Origin of the sequence: Enterobacter sp. 120016 (assembly GCF_018383635.1) — a bacterium.
GTDB classification, from domain to species: Bacteria; Pseudomonadota; Gammaproteobacteria; order Enterobacterales; family Enterobacteriaceae; genus Enterobacter; species Enterobacter asburiae_D.
Map to the genome: position 1 here is coordinate 74,865 of NZ_JAHAWC010000006.1, position 22,137 is coordinate 97,001.

Annotated in this window: 20 protein-coding genes and 1 pseudogene; 14 read left to right on the forward strand and 7 right to left on the reverse strand. The window is 59.9% G+C overall.

Annotation, left to right across the window (positions count from 1 at the left end):
- Positions 1-39: 39 nt before the first annotated feature.
- Positions 40-2,083, reverse strand: a pseudogene (gene betT, locus KIF87_RS10945) (choline BCCT transporter BetT).
- Positions 2,084-2,211: 128 nt separating this feature from the next.
- Between betT and betI the strand changes: the two are divergent.
- From betI to KIF87_RS10985, 8 genes are all read left to right on the forward strand, one after another.
- Entirely contained in the window at positions 2,212-2,799 is a 588-nt protein-coding gene (gene betI, locus KIF87_RS10950) for a transcriptional regulator BetI (protein WP_063145249.1), read from the forward strand.
- A 13-nt stretch (positions 2,800-2,812) separates the two neighbouring features.
- Positions 2,813-4,285, forward strand: coding sequence for a betaine-aldehyde dehydrogenase (betB, locus tag KIF87_RS10955; RefSeq protein WP_213328742.1), 1,473 nt, complete (start codon positions 2,813-2,815; stop codon positions 4,283-4,285).
- 13 nt (positions 4,286-4,298) lie between these two features.
- Positions 4,299-5,963 (forward strand): choline dehydrogenase, encoded by a 1,665-nt coding sequence (betA, locus tag KIF87_RS10960; protein WP_213328743.1) that lies wholly within the window; start codon positions 4,299-4,301, stop codon positions 5,961-5,963.
- Between the two features lie 143 nt (positions 5,964-6,106).
- Positions 6,107-6,670, forward strand: a complete 564-nt coding sequence (locus KIF87_RS10965; RefSeq protein ID WP_213328744.1) for a fasciclin domain-containing protein — start codon at positions 6,107-6,109, stop codon at positions 6,668-6,670.
- Positions 6,671-6,713: 43 nt separating this feature from the next.
- The gene (locus KIF87_RS10970) at positions 6,714-7,268 is read left to right on the forward strand and encodes an RNA polymerase sigma factor (protein WP_213328745.1); all 555 of its coding nucleotides are present in this window, start codon (positions 6,714-6,716) and stop codon (positions 7,266-7,268) included.
- Positions 7,265-7,912, forward strand: coding sequence for an anti-sigma factor (locus tag KIF87_RS10975; RefSeq protein WP_213328831.1), 648 nt, complete (start codon positions 7,265-7,267; stop codon positions 7,910-7,912). The genes KIF87_RS10970 and KIF87_RS10975 overlap by 4 nt, the downstream gene beginning before the upstream one ends.
- A gap of 275 nt (positions 7,913-8,187) precedes the next feature.
- Positions 8,188-8,928, forward strand: a complete 741-nt coding sequence (locus tag KIF87_RS10980; RefSeq protein WP_213328746.1) for an SDR family oxidoreductase — start codon at positions 8,188-8,190, stop codon at positions 8,926-8,928.
- A gap of 33 nt (positions 8,929-8,961) precedes the next feature.
- Entirely contained in the window at positions 8,962-10,656 is a 1,695-nt protein-coding gene (locus KIF87_RS10985) for a thiamine pyrophosphate-binding protein (protein WP_213328747.1), read from the forward strand.
- Positions 10,657-10,690: 34 nt separating this feature from the next.
- Here the strand turns inward: KIF87_RS10985 and KIF87_RS10990 are convergent, their stop codons facing one another.
- Positions 10,691-11,389 carry a GNAT family N-acetyltransferase gene (locus KIF87_RS10990; protein WP_213328748.1) on the reverse strand — a complete coding sequence of 233 codons (699 nt, stop codon included), beginning with the start codon at positions 11,387-11,389 and terminating at the stop codon, positions 10,691-10,693.
- A 201-nt stretch (positions 11,390-11,590) separates the two neighbouring features.
- On the opposite strand from KIF87_RS10990, the gene KIF87_RS10995 reads away from it, so the two are divergent.
- From KIF87_RS10995 to KIF87_RS11015, 5 genes are all read left to right on the forward strand, one after another.
- Positions 11,591-13,159 (forward strand): ABC transporter substrate-binding protein, encoded by a 1,569-nt coding sequence (locus KIF87_RS10995; RefSeq protein ID WP_213328749.1) that lies wholly within the window; start codon positions 11,591-11,593, stop codon positions 13,157-13,159.
- 144 nt (positions 13,160-13,303) lie between these two features.
- On the forward strand, positions 13,304-14,317 hold the full coding sequence (locus tag KIF87_RS11000; protein WP_213328750.1) for an ABC transporter permease: 1,014 nt from the start codon (positions 13,304-13,306) through the stop codon (positions 14,315-14,317).
- Positions 14,317-15,150 carry an ABC transporter permease gene (locus tag KIF87_RS11005; RefSeq protein WP_063145238.1) on the forward strand — a complete coding sequence of 278 codons (834 nt, stop codon included), beginning with the start codon at positions 14,317-14,319 and terminating at the stop codon, positions 15,148-15,150. Before KIF87_RS11000 ends, KIF87_RS11005 begins: the two co-directional genes overlap by 1 nt.
- Positions 15,143-15,979, forward strand: a complete 837-nt coding sequence (locus tag KIF87_RS11010) for an ABC transporter ATP-binding protein (RefSeq protein ID WP_213328751.1) — start codon at positions 15,143-15,145, stop codon at positions 15,977-15,979. The genes KIF87_RS11005 and KIF87_RS11010 overlap by 8 nt, the downstream gene beginning before the upstream one ends.
- Positions 15,966-16,670, forward strand: a complete 705-nt coding sequence (locus KIF87_RS11015) for an ABC transporter ATP-binding protein (RefSeq protein WP_213328752.1) — start codon at positions 15,966-15,968, stop codon at positions 16,668-16,670. Before KIF87_RS11010 ends, KIF87_RS11015 begins: the two co-directional genes overlap by 14 nt.
- Before the next feature lie 108 nt (positions 16,671-16,778).
- On the opposite strand, the gene KIF87_RS11020 is transcribed toward KIF87_RS11015, so the two are convergent.
- From KIF87_RS11020 to budA, 4 genes are all read right to left on the reverse strand, one after another.
- The gene (locus tag KIF87_RS11020) at positions 16,779-17,252 is read right to left on the reverse strand and encodes a cold-shock protein (RefSeq protein ID WP_023310683.1); all 474 of its coding nucleotides are present in this window, start codon (positions 17,250-17,252) and stop codon (positions 16,779-16,781) included.
- A gap of 131 nt (positions 17,253-17,383) precedes the next feature.
- The gene (locus KIF87_RS11025; protein ID WP_213328753.1) at positions 17,384-18,154 is read right to left on the reverse strand and encodes a (S)-acetoin forming diacetyl reductase; all 771 of its coding nucleotides are present in this window, start codon (positions 18,152-18,154) and stop codon (positions 17,384-17,386) included.
- 20 nt (positions 18,155-18,174) lie between these two features.
- Positions 18,175-19,854, reverse strand: a complete 1,680-nt coding sequence (gene alsS / locus KIF87_RS11030) for an acetolactate synthase AlsS (protein ID WP_213328754.1) — start codon at positions 19,852-19,854, stop codon at positions 18,175-18,177.
- 13 nt (positions 19,855-19,867) lie between these two features.
- Complete coding sequence (gene budA, locus KIF87_RS11035) at positions 19,868-20,647, reverse strand: acetolactate decarboxylase (RefSeq protein WP_063145233.1); 780 nt, start codon at positions 20,645-20,647, stop codon at positions 19,868-19,870.
- A 105-nt stretch (positions 20,648-20,752) separates the two neighbouring features.
- Here budA and KIF87_RS11040 point away from each other — a divergent pair, with 105 nt between their 5' ends.
- Positions 20,753-21,646, forward strand: a complete 894-nt coding sequence (locus KIF87_RS11040) for a LysR family transcriptional regulator (RefSeq protein ID WP_213328755.1) — start codon at positions 20,753-20,755, stop codon at positions 21,644-21,646.
- A 55-nt stretch (positions 21,647-21,701) separates the two neighbouring features.
- Here KIF87_RS11040 and KIF87_RS11045 read toward each other — a convergent pair whose 3' ends face one another.
- Positions 21,702-22,064, reverse strand: coding sequence for a cupin domain-containing protein (locus KIF87_RS11045; protein ID WP_213328756.1), 363 nt, complete (start codon positions 22,062-22,064; stop codon positions 21,702-21,704).
- Positions 22,065-22,137 lie beyond the last annotated feature (73 nt).

A 22,137-nucleotide genomic window follows, 5' to 3' on the forward strand; every position in this document is an offset into this window, starting at 1 on the left:
CCCTGCTAAGGGTGCCCTATCGTTCATGCACGTAATGTCTCAAACATCCGGGAACATCACGCTATTCCCCGGCGCTTCCCTGTGCAGATGGATAAAGTTCAGGTGCCGTTCATACTGGTCCAGAATGTCCGTAATCACCTGCTCCTTGCTGTAGTCCATCAAATCATTCCCCTGGCTGCCTTCCAGCAGGAAGGTCTCAAGACGGTAGTAGGTCGACTTCCCGCTGCGCGCCCGGTAGGTAAAACCGGGCACCGAATACTGCTGCGGCCAGATCTGATAGACAAAGTTCTGCTCGTCGCCCATGTGTACCAGCAGGTCCAGGTGCCCCAGGGTCTCGCCCTCCTCCGGCGGCAAGTTTTTCAGCTCCACGTACGCGCCGCGCAGCCTCAGCTCCTGCGCGACCTCTTCCATCGCCGGGAAGCAGACCGTCTCCATCATCTGTTTGGTGTAGCGCGTGCCCGGGTAGTTCATCAGGCGCGAGAGGCGTTTTTTCCAGCTCAGCCTGTCCTGCGCGCCCATCGGACGCGGCGCGGTGTCGCGGCTGGCGCTGACGCGGCGGTAGTCTTCCACCTTGAGCGATTTATACAGCCCGGCCATCACAAAGAAGATAACGAAGCTGAACGGCAGTCCCATGATCACCGTGGTGTTCTGCAGCGCCGAGATGCCGTTGGTCATCAGCATGCCGAGCGTCAGCAGGCCGATGACGACAGACCAGAAGATGCGCAGCCAGTTCGGCGCGTCGCTGTTGATGTCTTTGAGCTTCGAGGTGAAGTTGCCCAGCACCAGCGCGCCGGAATCCGCCGAGGTGACGTAAAACAGCAGGCCGGTGATGGTCGCCACGGAGGCGCTAAAGGTGAACGCCGGGTACTGCGCCAGCAGGCTATAGAAGCCGCGCTCCGGGTGCGCCATCGCTTCCTGCGCGAAGGTTGCATTGCCGTGGATGATCTCATGGAGCGCGCTGTTGCCGAACACCGACAGCCACAGCAGGGTAAAGGTGAACGGGATAATCAGCGTGCCCATCACAAACTGGCGGATGGTGCGGCCACGTGAAATACGCGCCAGGAACAGGCCAACAAACGGCGACCACGCCACCCACCACGCCCAGAAGAACAGCGTCCAGTTGTTCATCCACTCTACCGGGCGGTCAAAGGCGAAGCTGTTCAGCGTCATGCCCATAAAGCGGTTTACGTAGTCGCCCACGTTCAGCACTAAGGCATTGAGCAGGAACGAGGTATCGCCCATAAACAGCACGAACAGGATCAGCCCCAGCGCCAGCGCCACGTTCAGCTCGGAGAGCACGCGGATGCCCTTATCGACGCCCGACGTCACCGAGATGGTGGCGATAATGACTGAGAGCGCAATCAGCGCCGCTTTGGCCGCCATCGAATCCGGGATATCAAACAGCACGCTCAGCCCGTAGTTGAGCTGCACCACGCCAATCCCGAGCGTCGTCGCAATACCGAAGATGGTGCCGATCACCGCCGCGATATCGACGCTGTGGCCAATCGGGCCGTTAATTTTTTTACCGAAAATCGGATACAGCGCGGAGCGGATGGTGAGGGGCAAATTATAACGATAGCTAAAGTATCCGAGCGCCATGCCCATCAGGGCGTACATCGACCAGCCCGTCAGTCCGTAGTGGAACAGCGTCCAGACCATCGCCTGGCGCGCGGCCTCCATCGTCTGCCCTGCCCCTTCCGGCGGCTGCATATACTGCGTGACCGGTTCCGCCACGGAGAAGAACATCAGGTCGATGCCGATGCCCGCGGCAAACAGCATCGCGGCCCAGCTCAGCAGGCTGAACTCGGGCTTGGACTGCTCCGGCCCGAGCTTCACCGAACCGAAGCGCGAGCAGGCGATGCAGACCACGAAGACGATATAGAGCGTCGCAGCCAGCAGATAGTACCAGCCGAAGGTCTTCGACACCCAATTGAGGGTGCGCCCAATCCACTCGGCAGAAAAATCACGAAAGAACACGAAAGAAGATGGTCGTCAGGGAAAACAACAAAATCAGCCCGGCGGAAGTATAAAAAACGACCGGGTTGATTTTGTCTTTTTCTCTGTCCTGTGAAAGGTCTGTCATCCAGTATCCCCACTGTTTTTGTAACTATTAAAATCCAAATCCGCAACAATTAAGACACATTTTATATTGAACGTCCAATCAAAAACCGCTTTAATGTATTACTAACGCTGATGAATGGAGTGGCAAAAATGCCCAAAGTGGGGATGCAGCCGATCCGGCGCAGGCAGCTTATCGACGCCACGCTGGAAGCAATAAATGAAGTGGGAATGCACGACGCGACGATCGCGCAGATCGCCCGTCGGGCGGGCGTTTCCACGGGGATCATCAGTCACTACTTCAAAGACAAAAACGGTCTGCTGGAAGCGACCATGCGCGACATCACCGGCCAGCTGCGCGACGCGGTAGTAAGCCGCTTACGCGCCCTGCCGGACGGCAGCGCGGAGCAGCGCCTGCAGGCGATTGTCGGCGGCAATTTTGATGAAACCCAGACCAGCGGCGCGGCCATGAAGGCCTGGCTGGCCTTCTGGGCGAGCAGCATGCACCAGCCGATGCTCTACCGCCTGCAGCAGGTGAGCAGCCGCCGTCTGCTGTCGAACCTGGTGTACGAGTTCCGCCGCGAGCTGCCGCGCGAGCAGGCCCAGGAGGCGGGCTACGGGCTGGCGGCGCTGATCGACGGGCTGTGGCTACGCGCCGCGCTGAGCGGCAAGCCGCTGGATAAAACCCTGGCGCAATCGCTCACCAGCCACTTTATCAGCCAGCATTTACCGACCGAATAACCGAGGAGAATTTATGTCCCGAATGGCAGAACAGCAGCTTTATATCAATGGTGGTTATACATCCGCCACCAGCGGTCGCACCTTCGAGACCATCAACCCGGCCAACGGTGAAGTCCTGGCGAGCGTACAGGCCGCCGGGCGTGAAGACGTCGATCGCGCCGTGGAAAGCGCAACACGCGGGCAAAAAATCTGGGCGGCGATGACCGCCATGGAGCGCTCGCGCATCCTGCGTCGCGCCGTCGATATCCTGCGCGAGCGCAACGACGAACTGGCGAAGCTGGAAACCCTCGACACCGGTAAAGCGTTTTCTGAAACCTCCACCGTCGACATCGTCACCGGTGCGGACGTGCTGGAGTACTACGCGGGGCTGATCCCGGCGCTGGAAGGCAGCCAGATCCCGCTGCGCGACACCTCGTTCGTCTACACCCGCCGCGAGCCGCTGGGCGTGGTGGCGGGCATCGGCGCGTGGAACTACCCGATCCAAATAGCCCTGTGGAAATCGGCCCCGGCGCTGGCGGCGGGCAACGCGATGATCTTCAAGCCGAGCGAGGTCACCCCGCTCACCGCTCTGAAGCTTGCCGAGATCTACACCGAAGCGGGCGTGCCGGACGGCGTGTTTAACGTCCTGCCGGGCGTGGGCGCGGAGACCGGCCAGTACCTGACCGAGCATCCGGGCATCGCGAAAGTCTCCTTCACCGGCGGCGTCGCCAGCGGCAAAAAGGTGATGGCCAACTCGGCTGCCTCCTCCCTGAAAGAGGTGACGATGGAGCTGGGCGGCAAATCCCCGCTGATTATTTTCGACGACGCGGATCTGGATCTCGCGGCGGACATCGCGATGATGGCGAACTTCTTCAGCTCCGGCCAGGTGTGCACCAACGGCACCCGCGTGTTCGTGCCCGCGAAATCTAAGGCCGTGTTTGAGCAGAAAATCGTCGAGCGCGTGGGCCGCATCCGCGCGGGCGATCTGTTCGATGAACGCACCAACTTTGGCCCGATGGTCAGCTTCCCGCACCGCGACAGCGTGCTGCGCTACATCACCAAAGGCAAAGAGGAAGGCGCGCGCGTGCTGTGCGGCGGCGACGCGCTGAAGGGCGAAGGTTTTGACAACGGCGCGTGGGTCGCCCCGACCGTGTTCACCGACTGCACCGACGAGATGACCATCGTGCGCGAAGAGATCTTTGGCCCGGTGATGTCCATCCTCACCTATGAAAGCGAAGAAGAAGCCATTCGCCGCGCCAACGACACCGACTACGGTCTGGCGGCGGGCATCGTCACTGCCGACCTGAACCGCGCGCACGGCGCCATTCATCAGCTCGAAGCGGGCATCTGCTGGATCAACACCTGGGGTGAATCCGCCGCAGAGATGCCGGTCGGCGGCTACAAACACTCCGGCATTGGCCGCGAGAACGGCGTGATGACGCTGCAGAGCTACACCCAGGTGAAGTCCATCCAGGTTGAGATGGGTAAATTCCAGTCCATATTTTAACCGGGAGGTTTATTTGCAATTTGACTACATCATTATCGGGGCCGGCTCTGCCGGCAACGTGCTGGCAACGCGACTGACTGAAGATCCGAACACCACCGTCCTGCTGCTTGAGGCGGGCGGGCCGGATTACCGCTTTGACTTCCGCACCCAGATGCCCGCCGCGCTGGCGTTCCCGCTGCAGGGCAAGCGCTACAACTGGGCGTACGAAACCGAGCCAGAGCCTTACATGAACAACCGCCGCATGGAGTGCGGACGCGGCAAAGGGCTGGGCGGCTCGTCGCTGATCAACGGCATGTGCTATATCCGCGGCAACGCGATGGACCTCGACAACTGGGCGAAAGAAACGGGCCTTGAGCATTGGAGCTACCTCAACTGCCTGCCCTACTACCGCAAGGCAGAGACGCGCGACGTGGGGCCGAACGACTACCACGGCGGCGACGGTCCGGTGAGCGTCACCACTTCCAAACCGGGCGTGAACCCGCTGTTTGAGGCAATGGTGGAAGCCGGCGTGCAGGCGGGCTACCCGCGCACCGAGGATCTCAACGGCTACCAGCAGGAAGGCTTCGGCCCGATGGACCGCACGGTCACGCCGCAGGGCCGACGCGCCAGCACCGCGCGCGGCTATCTTGACCAGGCGAAGCCGCGCCCGAACCTGACCATCCGCACCCACGCCATGACCGATCGCATTATTTTTGACGGCAAGCGCGCGGTGGCCGTCGAGTGGCTGGAGGGCGAAAGCACCATTCCGTCCAGAGCGACGGCGAAGAAAGAAGTGCTGCTGAGCACCGGAGCCATTGCCTCCCCGCAGATCCTCCAGCGCTCCGGCGTGGGCAGCGCAGACCTGCTCGCCGAGTTCGATATCCCGCTGGTGCACGACCTGCCCGGCGTGGGCGAGAACCTGCAGGATCACCTGGAGATGTACCTCCAGTACGAATGCAAAGAGCCGGTCTCCCTCTACCCTGCCCTGCAGTGGTGGAACCAGCCGAAGATTGGCGCCGAGTGGCTGTTTGGCGGCACCGGCGTGGGCGCGAGCAACCACTTCGAAGCGGGCGGGTTTATCCGCAGCCGCGAGGAGTTCGAGTGGCCGAACATTCAGTACCACTTCCTGCCGGTGGCGATTAACTACAACGGCTCGAACGCGGTAAAAGAGCACGGCTTCCAGTGCCACGTCGGCTCCATGCGCTCCCCGAGCCGCGGCCACGTGCGCATCAAGTCCCGCGATCCGCACCAGCATCCGGCGATCCTGTTCAACTATATGTCCCACGAGCAGGACTGGCAGGAGTTCCGCGACGCGATTCGCATCACCCGCGAGATCATGCACCAGCCCGCGCTGGACAAATACCGCGGTCGTGAAATCAGCCCGGGCGTCGAGTGCCAGACCGACGAACAGCTGGACGAGTTCGTGCGCAACCACGCCGAAACCGCCTTCCACCCGTGCGGCACCTGCAAGATGGGCTATGACGAAATGGCGGTGGTCGACGGCGAAGGCCGCGTACACGGACTGGAAGGGCTGCGCGTGGTGGATGCGTCGATCATGCCGCAGATCATCACCGGCAACCTGAACGCCACCACCATTATGATTGGCGAGAAGATTGCCGACGCTATTCGCGGAAGCGAGCCGCTGGCGAAGAGCACGGCGGCGTATTATGTGGCGAACGGGGCGCCGGTTCGACGCTAAGCCATTTCCCCTCTCCCCAACGGGGAGAGGGAACTCACTTCCCCGCCAAAAATTTATTTTCATTTCACTGCATCCAGTTTCCCCCCTGCCCTCGTATGTGAGTATGTGAGCAACGCCTTTGCTCCCTAATCCGAGGATAAATGATGAAAAAGCTACTCAGTGTTGCATTCGTATCCAGCGCCTTGCTCTTCTGTGCAGGCGCATCAGCAGCCATGACGTCTGGCTCCGTGATGGTGGGCGGAGCGGAAATGTTCCCGAACAAAAACATTGTTGAAAACGCCGTGAACTCAAAAGATCACACCACGCTGGTGGCGGCGGTCAAAGCGGCCGGGCTGGTGGAGACGCTGCAGAGCAAAGGGCCCTTCACCGTTTTTGCGCCAACCGATGCGGCGTTTGCAAAATTGCCTGCGGGTACGGTCGACAATCTGGTGAAGCCGGAAAATAAAGCGCAGCTCACCAGCATTCTGACCTATCACGTGGTTGCGGGTAATTACGATATGAAAGCGCTGGAGCAGAAAATTAAACAGGGCGGCGGCCACGCGGAGCTGAAAACCGTTAACGGGCAACCGCTGTGGATCATGAGCAACGGCCCGCACAATATTCAGCTCAAAGATGGTAAAGGCAACGTGGCGAACATCAGCACCTACGACGTCCATCAGAAAAATGGCGTGATCGATGTGATTGATACCGTCCTGATGCCTAAGTAGTTGTCTATACTTCGGAAGTGTGACGTTGCCTTCCGGGAAAAACATGGATAACGCGCTGGCTGAACAGCAGTTGAAATTAATGCAGGCGATCGCAAACGGCGATCGCCGCGCATTTGAACAACTTTACCGACTCACATCGCCTCACCTGTTTGCCGTCGCGCTGCGCATGCTGCGCCATCGCGCCTGGGCAGAAGAGATCCTTCACGACTGTTTTGTCACCGTCTGGAGTAAAGCCGAAACCTATAACGCTACCCTGAGCTCCCCGATGACCTGGCTTACGCATATTGTTCGCAACCGCTGTATTGACTGGCTGCGCAGCGGGCAAACCCGCGCTGCCGCCCATGAGGAGTCGTATTCGGAAGATATTCTGCTGGGCGACAGCGATGAGCAGAATAACTGGCACGACGACGCGCAGGCAGCGCGGCTCAGGCATTGTCTGGAACATTTGAGTCATGAACAGCGCCAGAGTATTACGCTCGCCTACTATCAGGGCATGTCCCACAGCGACATTGCCGACTGGCTCCAGCAGCCTGTGGGCTCGGTAAAAAGCTGGATCCGCCGCGCGATGGATCATCTTCGGGAGTGCGTGGGCCTATGAATGACAGCGAAAAACGCGATGACATGCTGGCTGCGGAATATGCCCTCGGCACCCTGCGCGGAGGGGCGCGGCTTCAGTTCCAGAAAAGACTTGCCGCTGAGCCCGGTCTGGCCGCCCGCGTGGCGTACTGGCAGGAAACGTTCAGCACGCTCGACAGTCATCTCGCGCCCGTTACCCCGCCCGAGACGGTGTGGAAGAAGATCGCCCTCGATCTGCCGCCGAAAAAGCCTTTGCGCCAAAGCCGGCCTTATCTCGGCTGGATGGTCGCGGCCGGCATCGCCGCCGTTAGCGCGGTAGCCTGGTATACCACCCGCACGCCGGAACTCGCACCGCTGATGGTGCTCAACGATGCCCAACAGCACGGACAGTGGATCGTCAGCGCGGACAGCCGCCGCCAGTATCTGAGCATAACCCCTCTCAGACCGAACGCTGTCGCGGCGCAAAACAGCCTGCAGCTTTGGCTTATTCCTGCCGGGAAGGCCCCGATATCCCTTGGGCTGCTGCAAAGTGATATACCGACCCATGTTGCTCTCAGAAACAACACCCTTACCCCTGACGCGATGATAGCCATAAGCCTTGAACCTGAGGGGGGATCCCCCACCGGTCAACCCACCGGTCCCGTGCTCTACAGTGGAAAAATTTAATTCTCAGGCCTTGTCCGCAGGGCCGCGAGGATCGGCAAATTTCATTCTGTTCATATGATTGTTACATATAAGAATTAAATATTAGGACTGCAATTAATTTAATTATTGAAAAACGTTATTGACATTCTCTTCCGCACGCCATTAAGTTTTAAGCGAGTATTATTTCATTCCAGATACAGAATATATCAAAAACGAGCATTTAAGAATTTTTCATAATTCTTAAATCTCTCCCTTCTTTTTATTTATTTTGAATCATACAACAGTGAGATAAGATCATGAATAATAGTGCAAACAAAGTTGTGGTTATCACCGGTGCCAGCAGCGGTATCGGTCAGGCCATTGCCCTTCATTTAGCCGACAAACCGTTTTCGCTGGTCCTGGTCGCGCGCCGTCTGGATAGAATCAACGCCCTGGTGGATCAAATTATTCAGCAGGGCGGGCAGGCGATTGCCGTTAAGGCCGATGTCACACGCCAGGAAGAGGTACAGAAGGCGATAAACGCCGCCGTCGCCGCATACCAGCGCGTCGATGTACTGATCAACAACGCGGGCTATATGGCTATTGCCCCCATCAGCGAACTCAAAACCGACGAGTGGGACAGGATGATTGATACCAATATCAAAGGCGTGCTGTACGGTATCGCGGCGGCATTCCCGGTGTTCCAGCGTCAGGGAAGCGGACACTTTATTAACGTTGCCTCCGTGGCGGGCATCAAGGTCCTTGCCCCCGGTGGCGTAGTGTACAGCGCCACGAAATTCGCCGTCCGCGCCCTGAGTGAAGGGTTACGTCAGGAGGCGGGGAAAACCATTCGGACTACCCTTATTTCCCCCGGTGCCGTTGAAAGCGAACTACAGTTTGGTAGCTCTGATGTCCCGAGCAAACAGTTCCTGCATGAATTTTACAAGCAGGCTATTCCGGCAGAGTCGATTGCCCGTTCCGTTTTATTTGCCATCGAACAGCCAGGCGACGTTGATATTAATGAAATTGTTGTTCGCCCCACGCAGGAAGAATTTTAGCATGCCTTAAATAATACTGAATGAGGTGTCATTATGATTAAATCATTAACGTCCTTATCAGATTTAAATATGCGCTCTGGCGCCGATATTCTCCTTGAGGTTCTTGAGAGTGAAGGCGTGGAATATATATTTGGCAACCCCGGCACGACGGAACTTCCGCTGATTGATGCCCTGCTTCGTCATGAAAACATTCACTATATTCTGGCGCTCCAGGAGAGCAGCGTGGTCGCCATTGCCGACGGCTATGCGAAAGCCTCCGGCAAAACGGGTTTTATCAATTTGCACACGGCCAGCGGCCTCGGGCACGGGATGGGAAACTTAATCAACTCGCGGATCATGAAAACGCCGCTGGTTGTCACCGTCGGGCAGCAGGACACGCGGCACTACGTGCGCGACCCGCTCCTGTACGATGACATTGTTTCCATTGGATCGCCGGTGGTGAAATGGGCGCAGGAGGTCACCAGCGCCGATCAGCTCCCGGTTCTTGTGCGCCGCGCCTTTCACGCCGCCAGCTACCCTCCCGCGGGTCCGGTGCTGCTCTCTCTGCCAATGAACGTGATGGAAGAGCTCAGCGACGCCGGGATACAAACGGCCTCAAAGGTGAACTATCACACCGTGGCGGGCTCGCTGGACGAGCTGGCGGAGAAGCTGAGCCAGGTTACGCCCGGCAGGATCATGATTGTGGCGGGGGATGAGGTTCACTCCAGCGGCTCGACGCAGGAGATTGTCCAGCTTGCGGAAGCGCTCGGTGCCCACGTTTACGGCTCCTCCTGGCCGTTGAACCTCCCCTTTCCCACGCAGCACGCGCTCTGGCGCGGCAACATGCCCACCACCGCCTGCGAAATTGCCAGCGTCGTTAACGCCTACGACGCGGTATTTATCATCGGCGGCAGAAGCCTGATCACCATTCTGTACAGCGAAGGGGACGCTATCCCGGGGACGTGCGCGGTTTATCAGCTTTCGGCCGACATGAACGAGCTGGGCCGCACCTACGCCACCCGCCTATCGGTGATGGGGGATATCAAACTCTCCCTGAAGGAACTGTTACCGAAGCTTGAGCAGCGCCGGGTGGCAAGCAAATTGACGCATCAGCGGCTGCTCAAAACGGCACGCGCTGAACGTGAAAAAGAGTGGAAACAGCAGGAAGAGCGCCTGGCTGCCGAGCGGCTGCGCCCGGCGATTTCGCCGATGGTCGCGGCCTACGAGGTGATAAAGTCCGTTCCGCCGGGCACCACGATTGTCGACGAGGCGATTGCAACGGCCAGACACGTTCGCCGGTTTATTTCCGACCAGCAGCACCCGCGCTACTACTTTATGCGCGGTGGCGGTCTGGGCTGGGGTATGCCTGCGGCGGTGGGACACTCGCTGGGGCTGGGCCGCGAGCCGGTAGTGTGCCTGATGGGCGACGGCGCTTCACTGTATTCCCCGCAGGCGCTCTGGACGGCGGCACACGAAAATCTTCCCGTCACCTTTATCGTTATGAATAACCTGGAGTACAACGTCCTGAAAAACTTTATGAAGAGCCAGCCCGCCTACAGTTCGACGCAGATGGGACGCTTTATCGGAATGGATTTGGTTAACCCGCACATCGATTTTCAGTCGCTGGGCAGCGCCATGGGCATCCACTGCTGCCGGGTTACCCAGGCGGCGGACATCGCCACGGCGGTGGCTCACGGGCTGCAATCCGGCAAAACCAACTTAATTGAAATCGTGATTTCGGCAGATTAATTACAGAATGTCGCTGTACCCTACATAACCGTTCCTATAACCGAAATGCCTCAAGCCTTTTAATCTGCCGCCCTTGTGCGTCAAAATTTTCCGCCGCCAGCCAGGCGCGCAGTTCGGCGTCTCTTTGCGGCCATTCGCCGTCAATAATAGAAAGCATATCGCTGTCGCGGTTGCGCCCTTTGCGCACCAGCTTCTGGCGCAGGCGTCCTTCCCAGACAAACCCCAGCCGCTCCGCCGCGCTGCGTGACGCAATGTTCATGGAATCGCACTTCCACTCGAGGCGCCGGTAGCCGTGCTCAAACGCATTTTTCAGCAGCAGCCACACCGTTTCGGTGCCCATCCGGGTCCCTTTCATCCTGCGCGACCAGGTCACGTGACCAATTTCCACCGACCCCAGCAGCCGCTCGTTTGCCATATAGCTCACCAGCCCCACCGCTCGTTCGGTGCGTAAATCAATGACGGCAAACGGTACCAGCTCATCGTCCATGACCTTCTCCATGATCCAGTGCGCGGTAGCTTCCACGCTCGCTGGCTGCGTGCTGGCAAGCCACGTCCAGTCGCTGTCGTCGCCCAGCGCGTAGGCCTCGTAGAGATCGGCCGCGTGGCGATCGGCATCCAGCGGCTCCAGGCGGCAATACTGGCCGAACAACGGCGTGCGGGTTAATACGCGCGCGCCTTTCCAGTCGGGAACGATATCGTTGACGGTTTGACCATGATGATTGATTTCGGGCACGGCGGTGACTCCCTGAAAGGTAAGGAGTTTGTTATAGCAGGTTAAAAAGCGGGCGAAAAGCAGCGCATTTTAATAGCCCAAGCGCATGCGATATTCCCGGAAGGCATAAGCAAAGCTGAATTTCGACTTTGCGGAATGTAAGAGTCGACCTAACGTAGCGGAGCATAAAACAATCACAATATATTCTTCTCAGGGATCGCTATGACGAAAAAACTGTTGCCGTTACTGGTGCTGGCTGCGCTCTCAAGCGCTGCCCACGCCGCTACTCCGCCCAACACGCTGGTTGTTGCCCAGGGGCTTGATGATATCGTAAGCCTCGACCCGGCCGAAGCCAACGAGCTTTCCAGCATCCAGACCGTGCCGAGCCTCTATCAGCGCCTGGTGCAGCCGGACCGCGATAACCCTGAAAAAATCACCCCGATTCTGGCAGAAAGCTGGGAAGCGGACGCGGCAGCAAAAACGCTGACGATTAAACTTAAGCCCGATGCCAAATTCGCCTCCGGCAACCCGCTGCGCCCGGAAGACGTGATCTTCTCCTACACACGCGCCGTAACGCTGAACAAATCTCCGGCGTTTATTCTCAACGTGCTGGGCTGGGACGCGAGCAACATCGCCAGCCAGCTGAAAAAGGTGGACGATCACACCCTCACGCTTCACTGGACGGCGGACGTTAGCCCGTCGGTGGCGCTGAATATTCTCTCCACGCCGATTGCCTCCATCGTCGATGAAAAGCAGGTCGCGGCGAACGTGAAGGATAACGACTTCGGTAACGCCTGGCTGAAAATGCACTCGGCGGGCAGCGGCGCGTTCAAAATGCGCGTCTATCAGCCGCATCAGGCCATCGTGCTGGAAGCCAACGAGTCAGCGCCCGGCGGCGCGCCAAAGCTCAAAAGCATCATCATTAAAAACGTCCCCGACCCGGCGTCACGCCGCCTGCTGATCCAGCAGGGTGATGCGGACGTGGTGCGCGATCTGGGTGCCGATCAGATAAGCGCCCTGGACGGCAAGCCGGGCGTCAAGGTGCTGAGCATTCCGTCCGCCGAGCAGAATTATCTGGTGTTTAACACCGGCAACAGCGCCAACCCGCTGCTGAACAACCCGGCGTTCTGGGAAGCCTCGCGCTGGCTGGTGGACTATGAAGGCATCACCAAAAATCTGCTGAAAGGCCAGTACTTTGTTCACCAGAGCTTCCTGCCGGTCGGGCTGCCGGGCGCGCTGGAAGACAATCCATTTACGTTTGACCCGGCAAAAGCGAAAGCGATCCTCGCCAAAGCGGGGATTAAAGACGCGCACTTCACGCTGGACGTGGAGAACAAGCCGCCGTTTATCACGATCGCCCAGTCGATGCAGGCGAGCTTTGCCCAGGGCGGCGTGAAGGTCGATCTGCTGCCTGCAGCCGGGAGCCAGGTCTATGCCCGCGTGCGCGCAAAGCAGCATCAGGCGGCGATCCGTCTGTGGATCCCGGACTACTTCGACGCGCACTCTAACGCCAGCGCCTTTGCGTGGAACGACGGCAAATCCAGCACCGTGGCCGGGCTTAACGGCTGGAAAATTCCAGAGCTGAACAAAGCCACGCTGGCGGCGGTAGCCGAGCCGGATCCAGCCAAGCGTCTGGATCTCTACAAGAAGATGCAGGAACAGCTGCAGCAGAATTCGCCGTACGTGTTCATCGATCAGGGCAAAACCCAGATCGTGGTGCGCGATAACGTGAAGGGGTATCAGCAGGGGCTGAACGCGGATATGGTCTGGTACGATCGCGTCACGAAGTAGCCCTTCTCCTTCTCCCTCTCCCGTGGGAGAGGGTTGGGGTGAGGGCAACATCGCGCAACAGAGCCGCCTGTTCCCCCTCACCCCCGCCCTCTCCCACAGGGAGAGGGGGTCGTCCGTGCATATTTTCAGGATAATGATTGTCCCATGCCACATCTTTCCACCCGCGTGCTCCAGGGCCTGCTGACCCTGCTGCTCACGCTCTTCGGGCTGCTGCTCGTCACGTTTGCGCTCTCGGCGTTTTCACCGGTCGATCGCGTGCTGCAGATCGTCGGCGATCACGCGAGCCAGTCAACCTACGATCAGGTTCGCCACCAGCTTGGGCTGGATCGCCCCCTGCCCGTACAGTTCTGGCACTACCTGCAAAATCTTGCACACGGTGATTTAGGCACGGCCAGCGCCACCGGTCAGCCGGTGCTGCAGGACCTGCTCCACGCGTTCCCCGCCACGCTTGAGCTGGCGACGCTGGCGTTAATCATCGGCGCCGTGCTCGGCGTGATTGCCGGGGTGCTGTGCGCCCGCTACGCCGGTTCGCCGCTCGATCTCGCCATCAGAACCCTCACCCTGCTCGGCAACTCGGTGCCCATTTTCTGGCTCGGCCTGCTGATGCTGGCCCTGTTCTACGCGAAGCTGCAGTGGAGCGCGGGTCCCGGCAGGCTGGACGATATCTGGCAGTTCACCGTCGATCCGCGCACCGGCTTTGCGCTGGTGGATACCTGGCTTTCCGGCGACCGCGAGGCGTTCCGCAACGCCCTCAGCCACCTGGTGCTGCCGGTACTGCTGCTGGCCTATTACTCGCTGGCGAGCATCACGCGCCTGACGCGCTCCGCCTGCCTGAGCGAGATGAACAAAGAGTACATCCTGCTTGCCCGCGCCAAGGGAGCCGGGGAGATGGCCATTCTGCTGCGCCACGTGCTGCCGAACATTCGCGGCACCCTGCTGACGGTGATCGCCCTCGCCTACACCAGCATGCTGGAAGGCGCGGTACTGACCGAAACCGTCTTCTCCTGGCCGGGCATCGGGCGCTACCTCACCACCGCCCTGTTCGCCGGAGACACCACCGCCATCATGGGCGGCACGCTGCTGATTGGCGTGAGCTTTGTGCTGATCAATAACCTTACCGACCTGCTCGTGCGGGCGACCGATCCCAGGGTGCGCTGATGCCGTTTTATCTTTTCTTACGCCGCCTGCGCCGCTCCCCTGCCGCGTTTTGCGGGCTGGCTGCTATCGCGCTGCTGGTGGTTATCGCCCTGTTCGCGCCGTGGCTCGCGCCGCTTGACCCGAACTGGCAGGACGCCGCCGCGCGCCTGCAGGCACCCAATATCCAGCACTGGCTGGGCACCGACAGCTACGGGCGCGACCTACTTTCACGCCTGATTTACGGCACCCGTCCGGCGCTCGGGCTGGTGGCGTTAGTCACCGTTATCACCCTGCCCGCCGGGCTGCTGGTGGGGATTTTGTCCGGCTACTACGGCGGCTGGATGGAGCGCATCCTGATGCGCTTTACCGACGTGGTGATGTCGATGCCGCGCCTGATCCTCGCCTTCGCGTTTGTGGCGATGCTTGGCCCGGGGCTGGTCAACGGCGCGCTGGCGCTGGCCCTAACCACCTGGCCCGCCTACGCGCGGCAGGCGCGGAGTGAAATTCAGCGTCTGCGCCACAGCGACTATCTCGCCGCCGCCGAGATGATGGGCATTCGCGGGCTGCGCCTGCTGGTCGGCCATATTCTGCCCCTGTGCCTGCCGTCCGCGATTGTGCGGCTGGCGTTGGATCTGGCGGGCATTATTCTGGCCGCCGCCGGGCTGGGCTTCCTCGGCCTTGGCGCGCGTCCGCCAATGGCCGAATGGGGCGCGATGATCGCCGACGGCATGCAGGTCATTTTCGACCAGTGGTGGATTGCCGCCATTCCGGGCGGCGCGATTCTGTTTGCCAGCCTAGCCTTTAACCTGCTGGGCGATGGCCTGCGCGACGTACTGGAGCCACAGCATGACTGAACAACGCGTCATCGTCGATGCGCTGAATATCGACTACCCCGCCGCGCGCGTGGTCAACAGCCTGAGCTTCACGCTGGGCAACGAGCGGCTGGCGCTGGTGGGGGAATCCGGCTCGGGCAAATCGATGTCCGCCCGCGCCCTGATGGGGCTGGTGCGCAAGCCCGGCATCGTGAGCGCGAACCGGCTAAACGTGCTCGGCAACGACCTGCTGACCCTGAGCACCCGCCGCTGGCAGGCGCTGCGCGGTAACGGGATTGCGATGGTCCTGCAGGACCCGCGCTACGCGCTGAACCCGGCGAAAAACGTCGCCGCTCAGCTTGATGAGGCGCTGACCCTGCATCAGCGCCTGCCCCGCGCCGAGCGCCTGGCGCGCATTCACGACATCATCCGTGCCGTCGGACTTAACGAACATGTCCTCACGCGCTACCCCGGCGAGCTCTCCGGGGGCATGGGCCAGCGGGTGATGATTGCGATTGCGCTCATCAACAACCCGCAGGTGCTGATTGCCGACGAACCCACCTCCGCGCTGGACGCCCGCCTGCGCAACCAGATCCTCGATCTGCTGGTGCAGCAGAGCGAAGAACGCCGGATGGCGATGCTATTAATCAGCCACGATCTGCCGCTGGTGGCGGAACACTGCGACCGCGTGCTGGTGATGTATCAGGGCGAGAAGGTCGATGAGATGGCGGCGAGCCGGCTGCCGCAGGCGACGCATCCGTATACGCGCACCCTGTGGACCTGCCGTCCAAACGCCAACACCTTCGGCCAGATGCTGCCGACGCTGGACCGTTCGCAGCCGTGGAAGGAGACCGATAATGACGCTCGTTGACGTTAAGGATCTCCAGGTGAGCTTCGGGGAGAAAACGGCGGTGTCCGCCGCCAGCTTTGCCATCGAGAAAGGTGAAACCTTCAGCCTGATCGGCGAATCCGGCTGCGGGAAATCGACTATTCTGCGCGTGCTGGCGGGGCTGCAGCGCGAGTGGAACGGCCGCATTTCGATCCTGGGAGACGCGCTACGGCCTGGGCGGCGTTTTGAAGGCGAGCTTCGCCGCAACGTGCAGATGGTGTTTCAGGATCCGTGGGCGTCGCTGCACCCGAACCACACCGTTGCGCGCACCCTGTCGGAGCCGTTACACATCCACGGCGAAACGCAGATTGCGGACAAAGTGGCGGATGCGCTGCAGCAGGTGGGGCTTTCCGCCGACGCGGGCAAGCGTTATCCGCATCAGCTTTCCGGCGGCCAGCGCCAGCGCGTGGCGATTGCCCGCGCGCTGCTGCTGCGCCCGCAGCTTCTGCTGCTGGACGAGCCGACCTCGGCGCTGGATATGTCCGTACAGGCGGAGATCCTGAACCTGCTCAACCGCCTGAAAGCCGAGCACGGCATGACCTACCTGCTGGTGAGCCATGATGCGGACGTGATTGCGCATATGTCCGACCGGGCGGCGTTTATGGCGCACGGGGAGATCCAGAGGGTGTTTGACCGCGAGGCGATGTTAAGAGGCGAGCACAGGATGGGGTAAGTGCGCGCGGCGGTGCCCGGTGGCGCTGCGCTTACCGGGCCTACGTTTCGTGCCGCGTTGAGGTTTTTTTGTAGGCCGGGTAAGGCGTAACCGCCACCCGGCAAAAAATCACTTCAGCAGCTTCACCGTGGCATCAATGTCGATCTCATCTTCGGTGAAGATCAGCGTCGTATTCTGGAAGGTGGTGATCGCCAGCTTCTTCACCGTGCGCATTTCGCCCGGCTTTTTCTCGGATTTCGGCTTGATGCTGTTCATCAGCAGCCCCACCGACAGCACCGCGTTCTCTTTGTCGATTTTGGTATCAGCCGGCTCTTCTTCGTTAAACACCACGAAGGATTTGATGGAGGAGAGCTTCACGCGCTCGCCCGCAATAAAGAGATGTTTGCTTTCGGGGATCACCTTCACCGCATAGGCGGAAAGGCCTTTGTTGTTGGTGGTTGGCTCAAAGGTCACCGCGGCATCTTTCTTAATCAGATCGGGGTTCGCGACCTTAATCACATGAAAATAGCGGTTGTCGCCGTTTTCATCTTTGATAAATCCAAAGCCTTTATCTTTAAACCACGTTGTGATTGTACCGTTCATCGCTGTTACCGCCTGTCAGATCGTAATGACTAAAGTTTTGCAGCGCGCAGTGTAATGCACAATGACGGAGGAGACAAAAAAAAGCCCCTGCACGGGTGCAGGGGAAAACTCATGTCAGAGCTTATTAGAATTTAATTAAACACCATTCCACCATCAATTAAGAGCGACTGGCCGGTCATGTAGTCGGAATCCGGGCTTGCCAGGTATGAGACGCAGGCGGCGACATCTTCCGGCTCGGACAAACGGCCAAGCGTAATGCGTTTGGCAAAGGTTTCCGTCCCGTAGCCGAGCGGTTTACCCGCCGCCTCGGAGACCTGACGGTCGATTTCCGCCCACATCGGCGTTTTGACAATGCCCGGGCAGTAGGCGTTAACGGTGATCCCCAGCGGCGCGAGATCCCGCGCGGCGGTCTGGGTTAAGCCGCGCACCGCGAATTTACTGGAACTGTAGACCGCCAGTTCAGGGTTGCCGGTGTGGCCCGCCTGGGAGCAGGCGTTGATGATCTTGCCGCCGTGCCCCTCTTTGCGGAAGGCGTCAATCGCGGCCTGGATCCCCCAGATCACCCCTTTCACGTTGATGTTGTAGACCTTGTCGACAATGTCCGGCGTGATGGATTCGATGGGGGTAGACGGCGCAATCCCGGCGTTATTCACGATAACGTTAAAGCCGCCCAGCGCGGTGCGCGCTTTCTCCACCGCCGCAAATACCTGTTCGCGGTCAGAGACATCGACCTTCACGGCAACGGCGTTGCCGCCGTTACGGATGATTTCATCGGCGACGGCTCTTGCCGTCTCAACGTTATAGTCGGCGATGGCGACGGCAAAGCCGTCTTTCACCAGGCGAAGCGCGATCGCTTTACCAATCCCCTGGCCTGAGCCTGTTATGAGAGCAACTTTTTGCATTTCTCTGTCCTTATCGTGAGTCACAAAATCTGGCTGAGATGGAGCTGGCCCATCAGCAGCGGGTTATCGCTGTAGTCAACGGGAATGGCCACCACGGCAGGGCCATCCACATCCATCGCCGCACGCAGCGTGGGTTCCAGCGCCTCGGCGCTCTCAACGGCAAAGCCTTTCGCACCGAAGGCGTCGGCATACGCTTTGAAATCGACCGGGCCGAACTCGACGCCGGAAAGCCGCTGGTATTTTTTCTCTTCCTGAATCGCCACCATGTTGTAGGCGTTATCCACCCAGATGATGTGCAGCACGTTGGCGTTGAGGCGCACCGCGGTTTCCAGCTCCATGCTGGACTGCAGGAAGCCGCCGTCACCGGAGACCGACACCACCTTGCGGCCCGGGTTCACCAGCCACGCGCCAATCGCCCACGGCAGGGCAACGCCCATGGTCTGCTGACCGTTGGAGATCATCACCTGACGCGCCCGGAAGCTGTAGAGGTAGCGGGCGATCCAGATGTGGAAGCTGCCCATGTCGACGGTGAGCGTCACGTCGCTGTTCACAATGTCCTGCATGGCGCGCACGATGCGCAGCGGGTGCAGGGCAAACTGGTTGAGCGAGGCGCCACGGCGGTCGAGCAGATCCCGCTGATGCTGGCGATCGACCAGGATTTCGGAGGCCCGCTGGCTCAGCTCCAGCTTATGGTCGATGCGGTTAGCAAGCAGGTTCAGCGTCTCGGCGATATCCCCCACCAGCTCCAGATCCGGCACGTAGTTACGTTCTTCATAGGCAGGCAGCACGTCAATGTGCACCAGCGTCGCGTCGCCGCTGTTCCACATGGACGGCTCGTACTCCACCGGGCTGTAGCCGATGCAGATGATCAGGTCCGCCAGATGCAGCAGCCGGTCACCCGCCTGGTTATTGAACAGGCCGACGCGTCCGGCGAAGCGGGTGAAGTGCTCCTGATTCACCGCCCCGGCGGCCTGATAGGTGCTGGTCACCGGAATACGGCTTTTCTCCAGCAGCTTGCGCAGCGCGGCGCTGTTCGCGGGCTGGCTGGCCATCAGGCCGAGCAAGATGACCGGGTTTTTGGCGTTTTCGATAAGCTTCGCCACGTCGTTAATCGCCGACTCCGGTGCCGGGCCCATCAGCGCCGGGCCGCTGGCGGGTAAAATCGCGCCCGTCGCGGGCTGGTCGACAATATCCTGCGGCAGGCTGACGAACGCGCCCCCCGGCCTGCCGTGCTCGGCGGCGCGAAACGCGTTGGAAACCACCTCGGCAATCGCGTCCGGTGAGCTGACCTCCACGGCGTATTTGGTGACAGGGCTGAACATGGCGACGGTGTCCATGCTCTGGTGCACCAGCTTCGCTTTATCCGCCCGCTTCACCGCCCCGCCCAGCGCGACCACAGGGTCGCCTTCGCTGTTGGCGGTGGCAATGCCGGTGATCAGGTTGGAACAGCCCGGCCCGGAGGTGACCAGCGCCACCCCGGCCTTGCCGGTTAGCCGCCCTACCGCCGCCGCCATAAACGCCGCGTTGGCCTCATGGCGTACCGGAATGATCTCGATGGAGGAGTCCAGCAGGGAGTCAAAGACCTTGTCGATTTTCGCACCCGGGATCCCGAACACCTGCTTCACGCCCTGCGCTTCCAGCTGGCCGACAACCATATCGGCGCCGTGCGCCCACTGACGTGACTGTTTCTCACTGTTCACGGTAGTTCTCCTGTTAGTTTTCGACGGAACGGATCGCTGCATCAAGATTGCTGGGGTGAAGGTTGGCCTGTAAAAACGCGCTGTCGGCGGGCAGGTCAATCATCAGCTTGTGAATTTCACCGAAGGTGAGCACGCCGCTCTCCAGCTGGTAGTCGAGCAGATGACCCCCGCCCTGACGGTCGTCGGTGATGAAATGCTCGTGATAGCCCGCCACGTTGATGCCCTGCATGTGCTGCGGCGTGCGGAACCCGACCAGCACCCCTTCGCGCTGGTTAAAGCGGAACACCGGCTGGTCGTCCAGCACGTCGGTCATCGCGCGGTACGGCGGCTTCTGGCGCGGTACGGTGCGGGTGTGGGCGTGGCGGAAGTTGCCGTCAATGCGCAGCGCGCAGAACAGATTATCGGAGGGGATCTGCTGGTCGATCGCGTCGTGGATCTGCTGACGGCTGACCGGCGCATCGAAGGTGATACGATACTGCGGCTGGAACCAGGTCATCACCGCGAACGGCGTTTTCTGCTCCGGCTTCGCGGCCCGGGCGCTGCCGTCGGCGCGCAGCTGGTACACCTGGCTGCTGAAGGCAATCATTTCACCGTCCAGCTCGTTGAAGGTGCCCAAACCAAAATCACCGTGTGCCAGCAGATCGGCAATGGTGGTCTCTCCTTCGTACACGCCGCTTAGCAGGGCGCTCATTAGCGATGTCTGATAGATCACGCTGTCAGGATGCCGGGCGGAGAACCCCCGCAGGGTCTCGCACAGGCTGGCCTCACAGTCGCAGGCAGATGAATGCATCATCGTGCTCGTCCTCTTCAACTTTATTTAGAAAGGTTAAATAAATGTTGACCCGATTCAGCAGAGAGTTCCAATATAGAAACCATGCTGGTTTGAGACGTTTTAGATATGGAACTTCGTTATCTGCGGTATTTTGTCGCGGTTGCACGCGAGCGACACTTCACCAGGGCGGCCGAAGCGCTGGGTATTTCACAGCCTCCACTGAGTCAGCAGATCAAACGGCTCGAAGAGGAAGTCGGCACGCCGCTGTTCAGACGCCTGACGCGGGGCGTGGAGCTGACCGAGGCGGGAGAAGCCTTCTACGAGGACGCCTGCAAGATCCTGGCGCTGAGCGATGCCGCGCTGGAGAAAGCCCGGGGCATCGCGCGCGGGCTGAACGGCAACCTGTCGATTGGCATCACCAGCTCCGACGCTTTTCATCCCAAAATTTTCGCGCTGATTCGCCAGTTTCAGGTGCAGAACATGGCGGTGCAGGTTCACCAGGTGGAAGCCAATATGTCGTCGCTGACGACGATGCTGGCGGAGGGTGAACTGGATATCGCCTTCGTGCGCCTGCCGTGCGAGAGCAGCAAGGCGTTCGAGCTAAAAATCCTCGACCGGGAGCCGATGGTGGTGGCGCTGCATCGCGACCATCCGCTGGCGGCGTGCGATTCGCTGGCGCTAGAGCAGCTTCGGGATACGCCGGTGGTGCTGTTCCCGCAGGAGGTCGCGCCGGGGCTGTACGAACGGGTTCACGGCTGCTGCGAGCGGGCCGGGATTGACGTGCAGCACGCGCTGCAGTCGTCGCAGCTTTCCTCCTCCCTGAGCATGGTCTCCGCGGGCGGCGGGTTCGCGCTGGTGCCCAAATCCATGGCGGCTATTTCACCGCCGAATGTGACCTATCACGCGCTGAGCTCACCGGAGCTCTATACCGATATCGCGCTGTGCTGGCGGCGTTTTGAACGCTCGCGGACGGTGAAGCGGTTTTTGACGATGATGAGCGAGGGTCATAGCGGCCTATAGGGTTTTTGTAGGCCGGGTAAGGCGCAGCCGCCACCCGGCAACATAGCCTCCGTCGTCAAATCCAGACGTCGTTCTCTGCGGTGCGATCCCCGCCTTCATGTCCGGTATTCAGGACCCCACAAGGTTCTATCATCATCATTTTTACCGTTGATTCAGCAGACGTTTTATGTTCAACGCCTTTCGGCACAACGTACATTTCCCCTGGATTGACGAGCACATGTCCGTCACGAAAATCAATACGTAACACTCCCTCGACCACGATGAATGCCTCATCGGTTTCAGGGTGCGCGTGCCATATAAAATCACCCGATATTTTGACGATTTTAAACTGATAGTCGTTCATCTGGGCGATGACTTTCGGCTGCCAGTGCGCGTCGAAGAGAGAGAATTTATTGTCTAAATTAACAGGACTATACATTGCGACACTTCCTATGGTTGAGAAGCGTCCAGGATAGAATAAGGCCGGCTTGCCGGTCTTGAACGATCGTGCA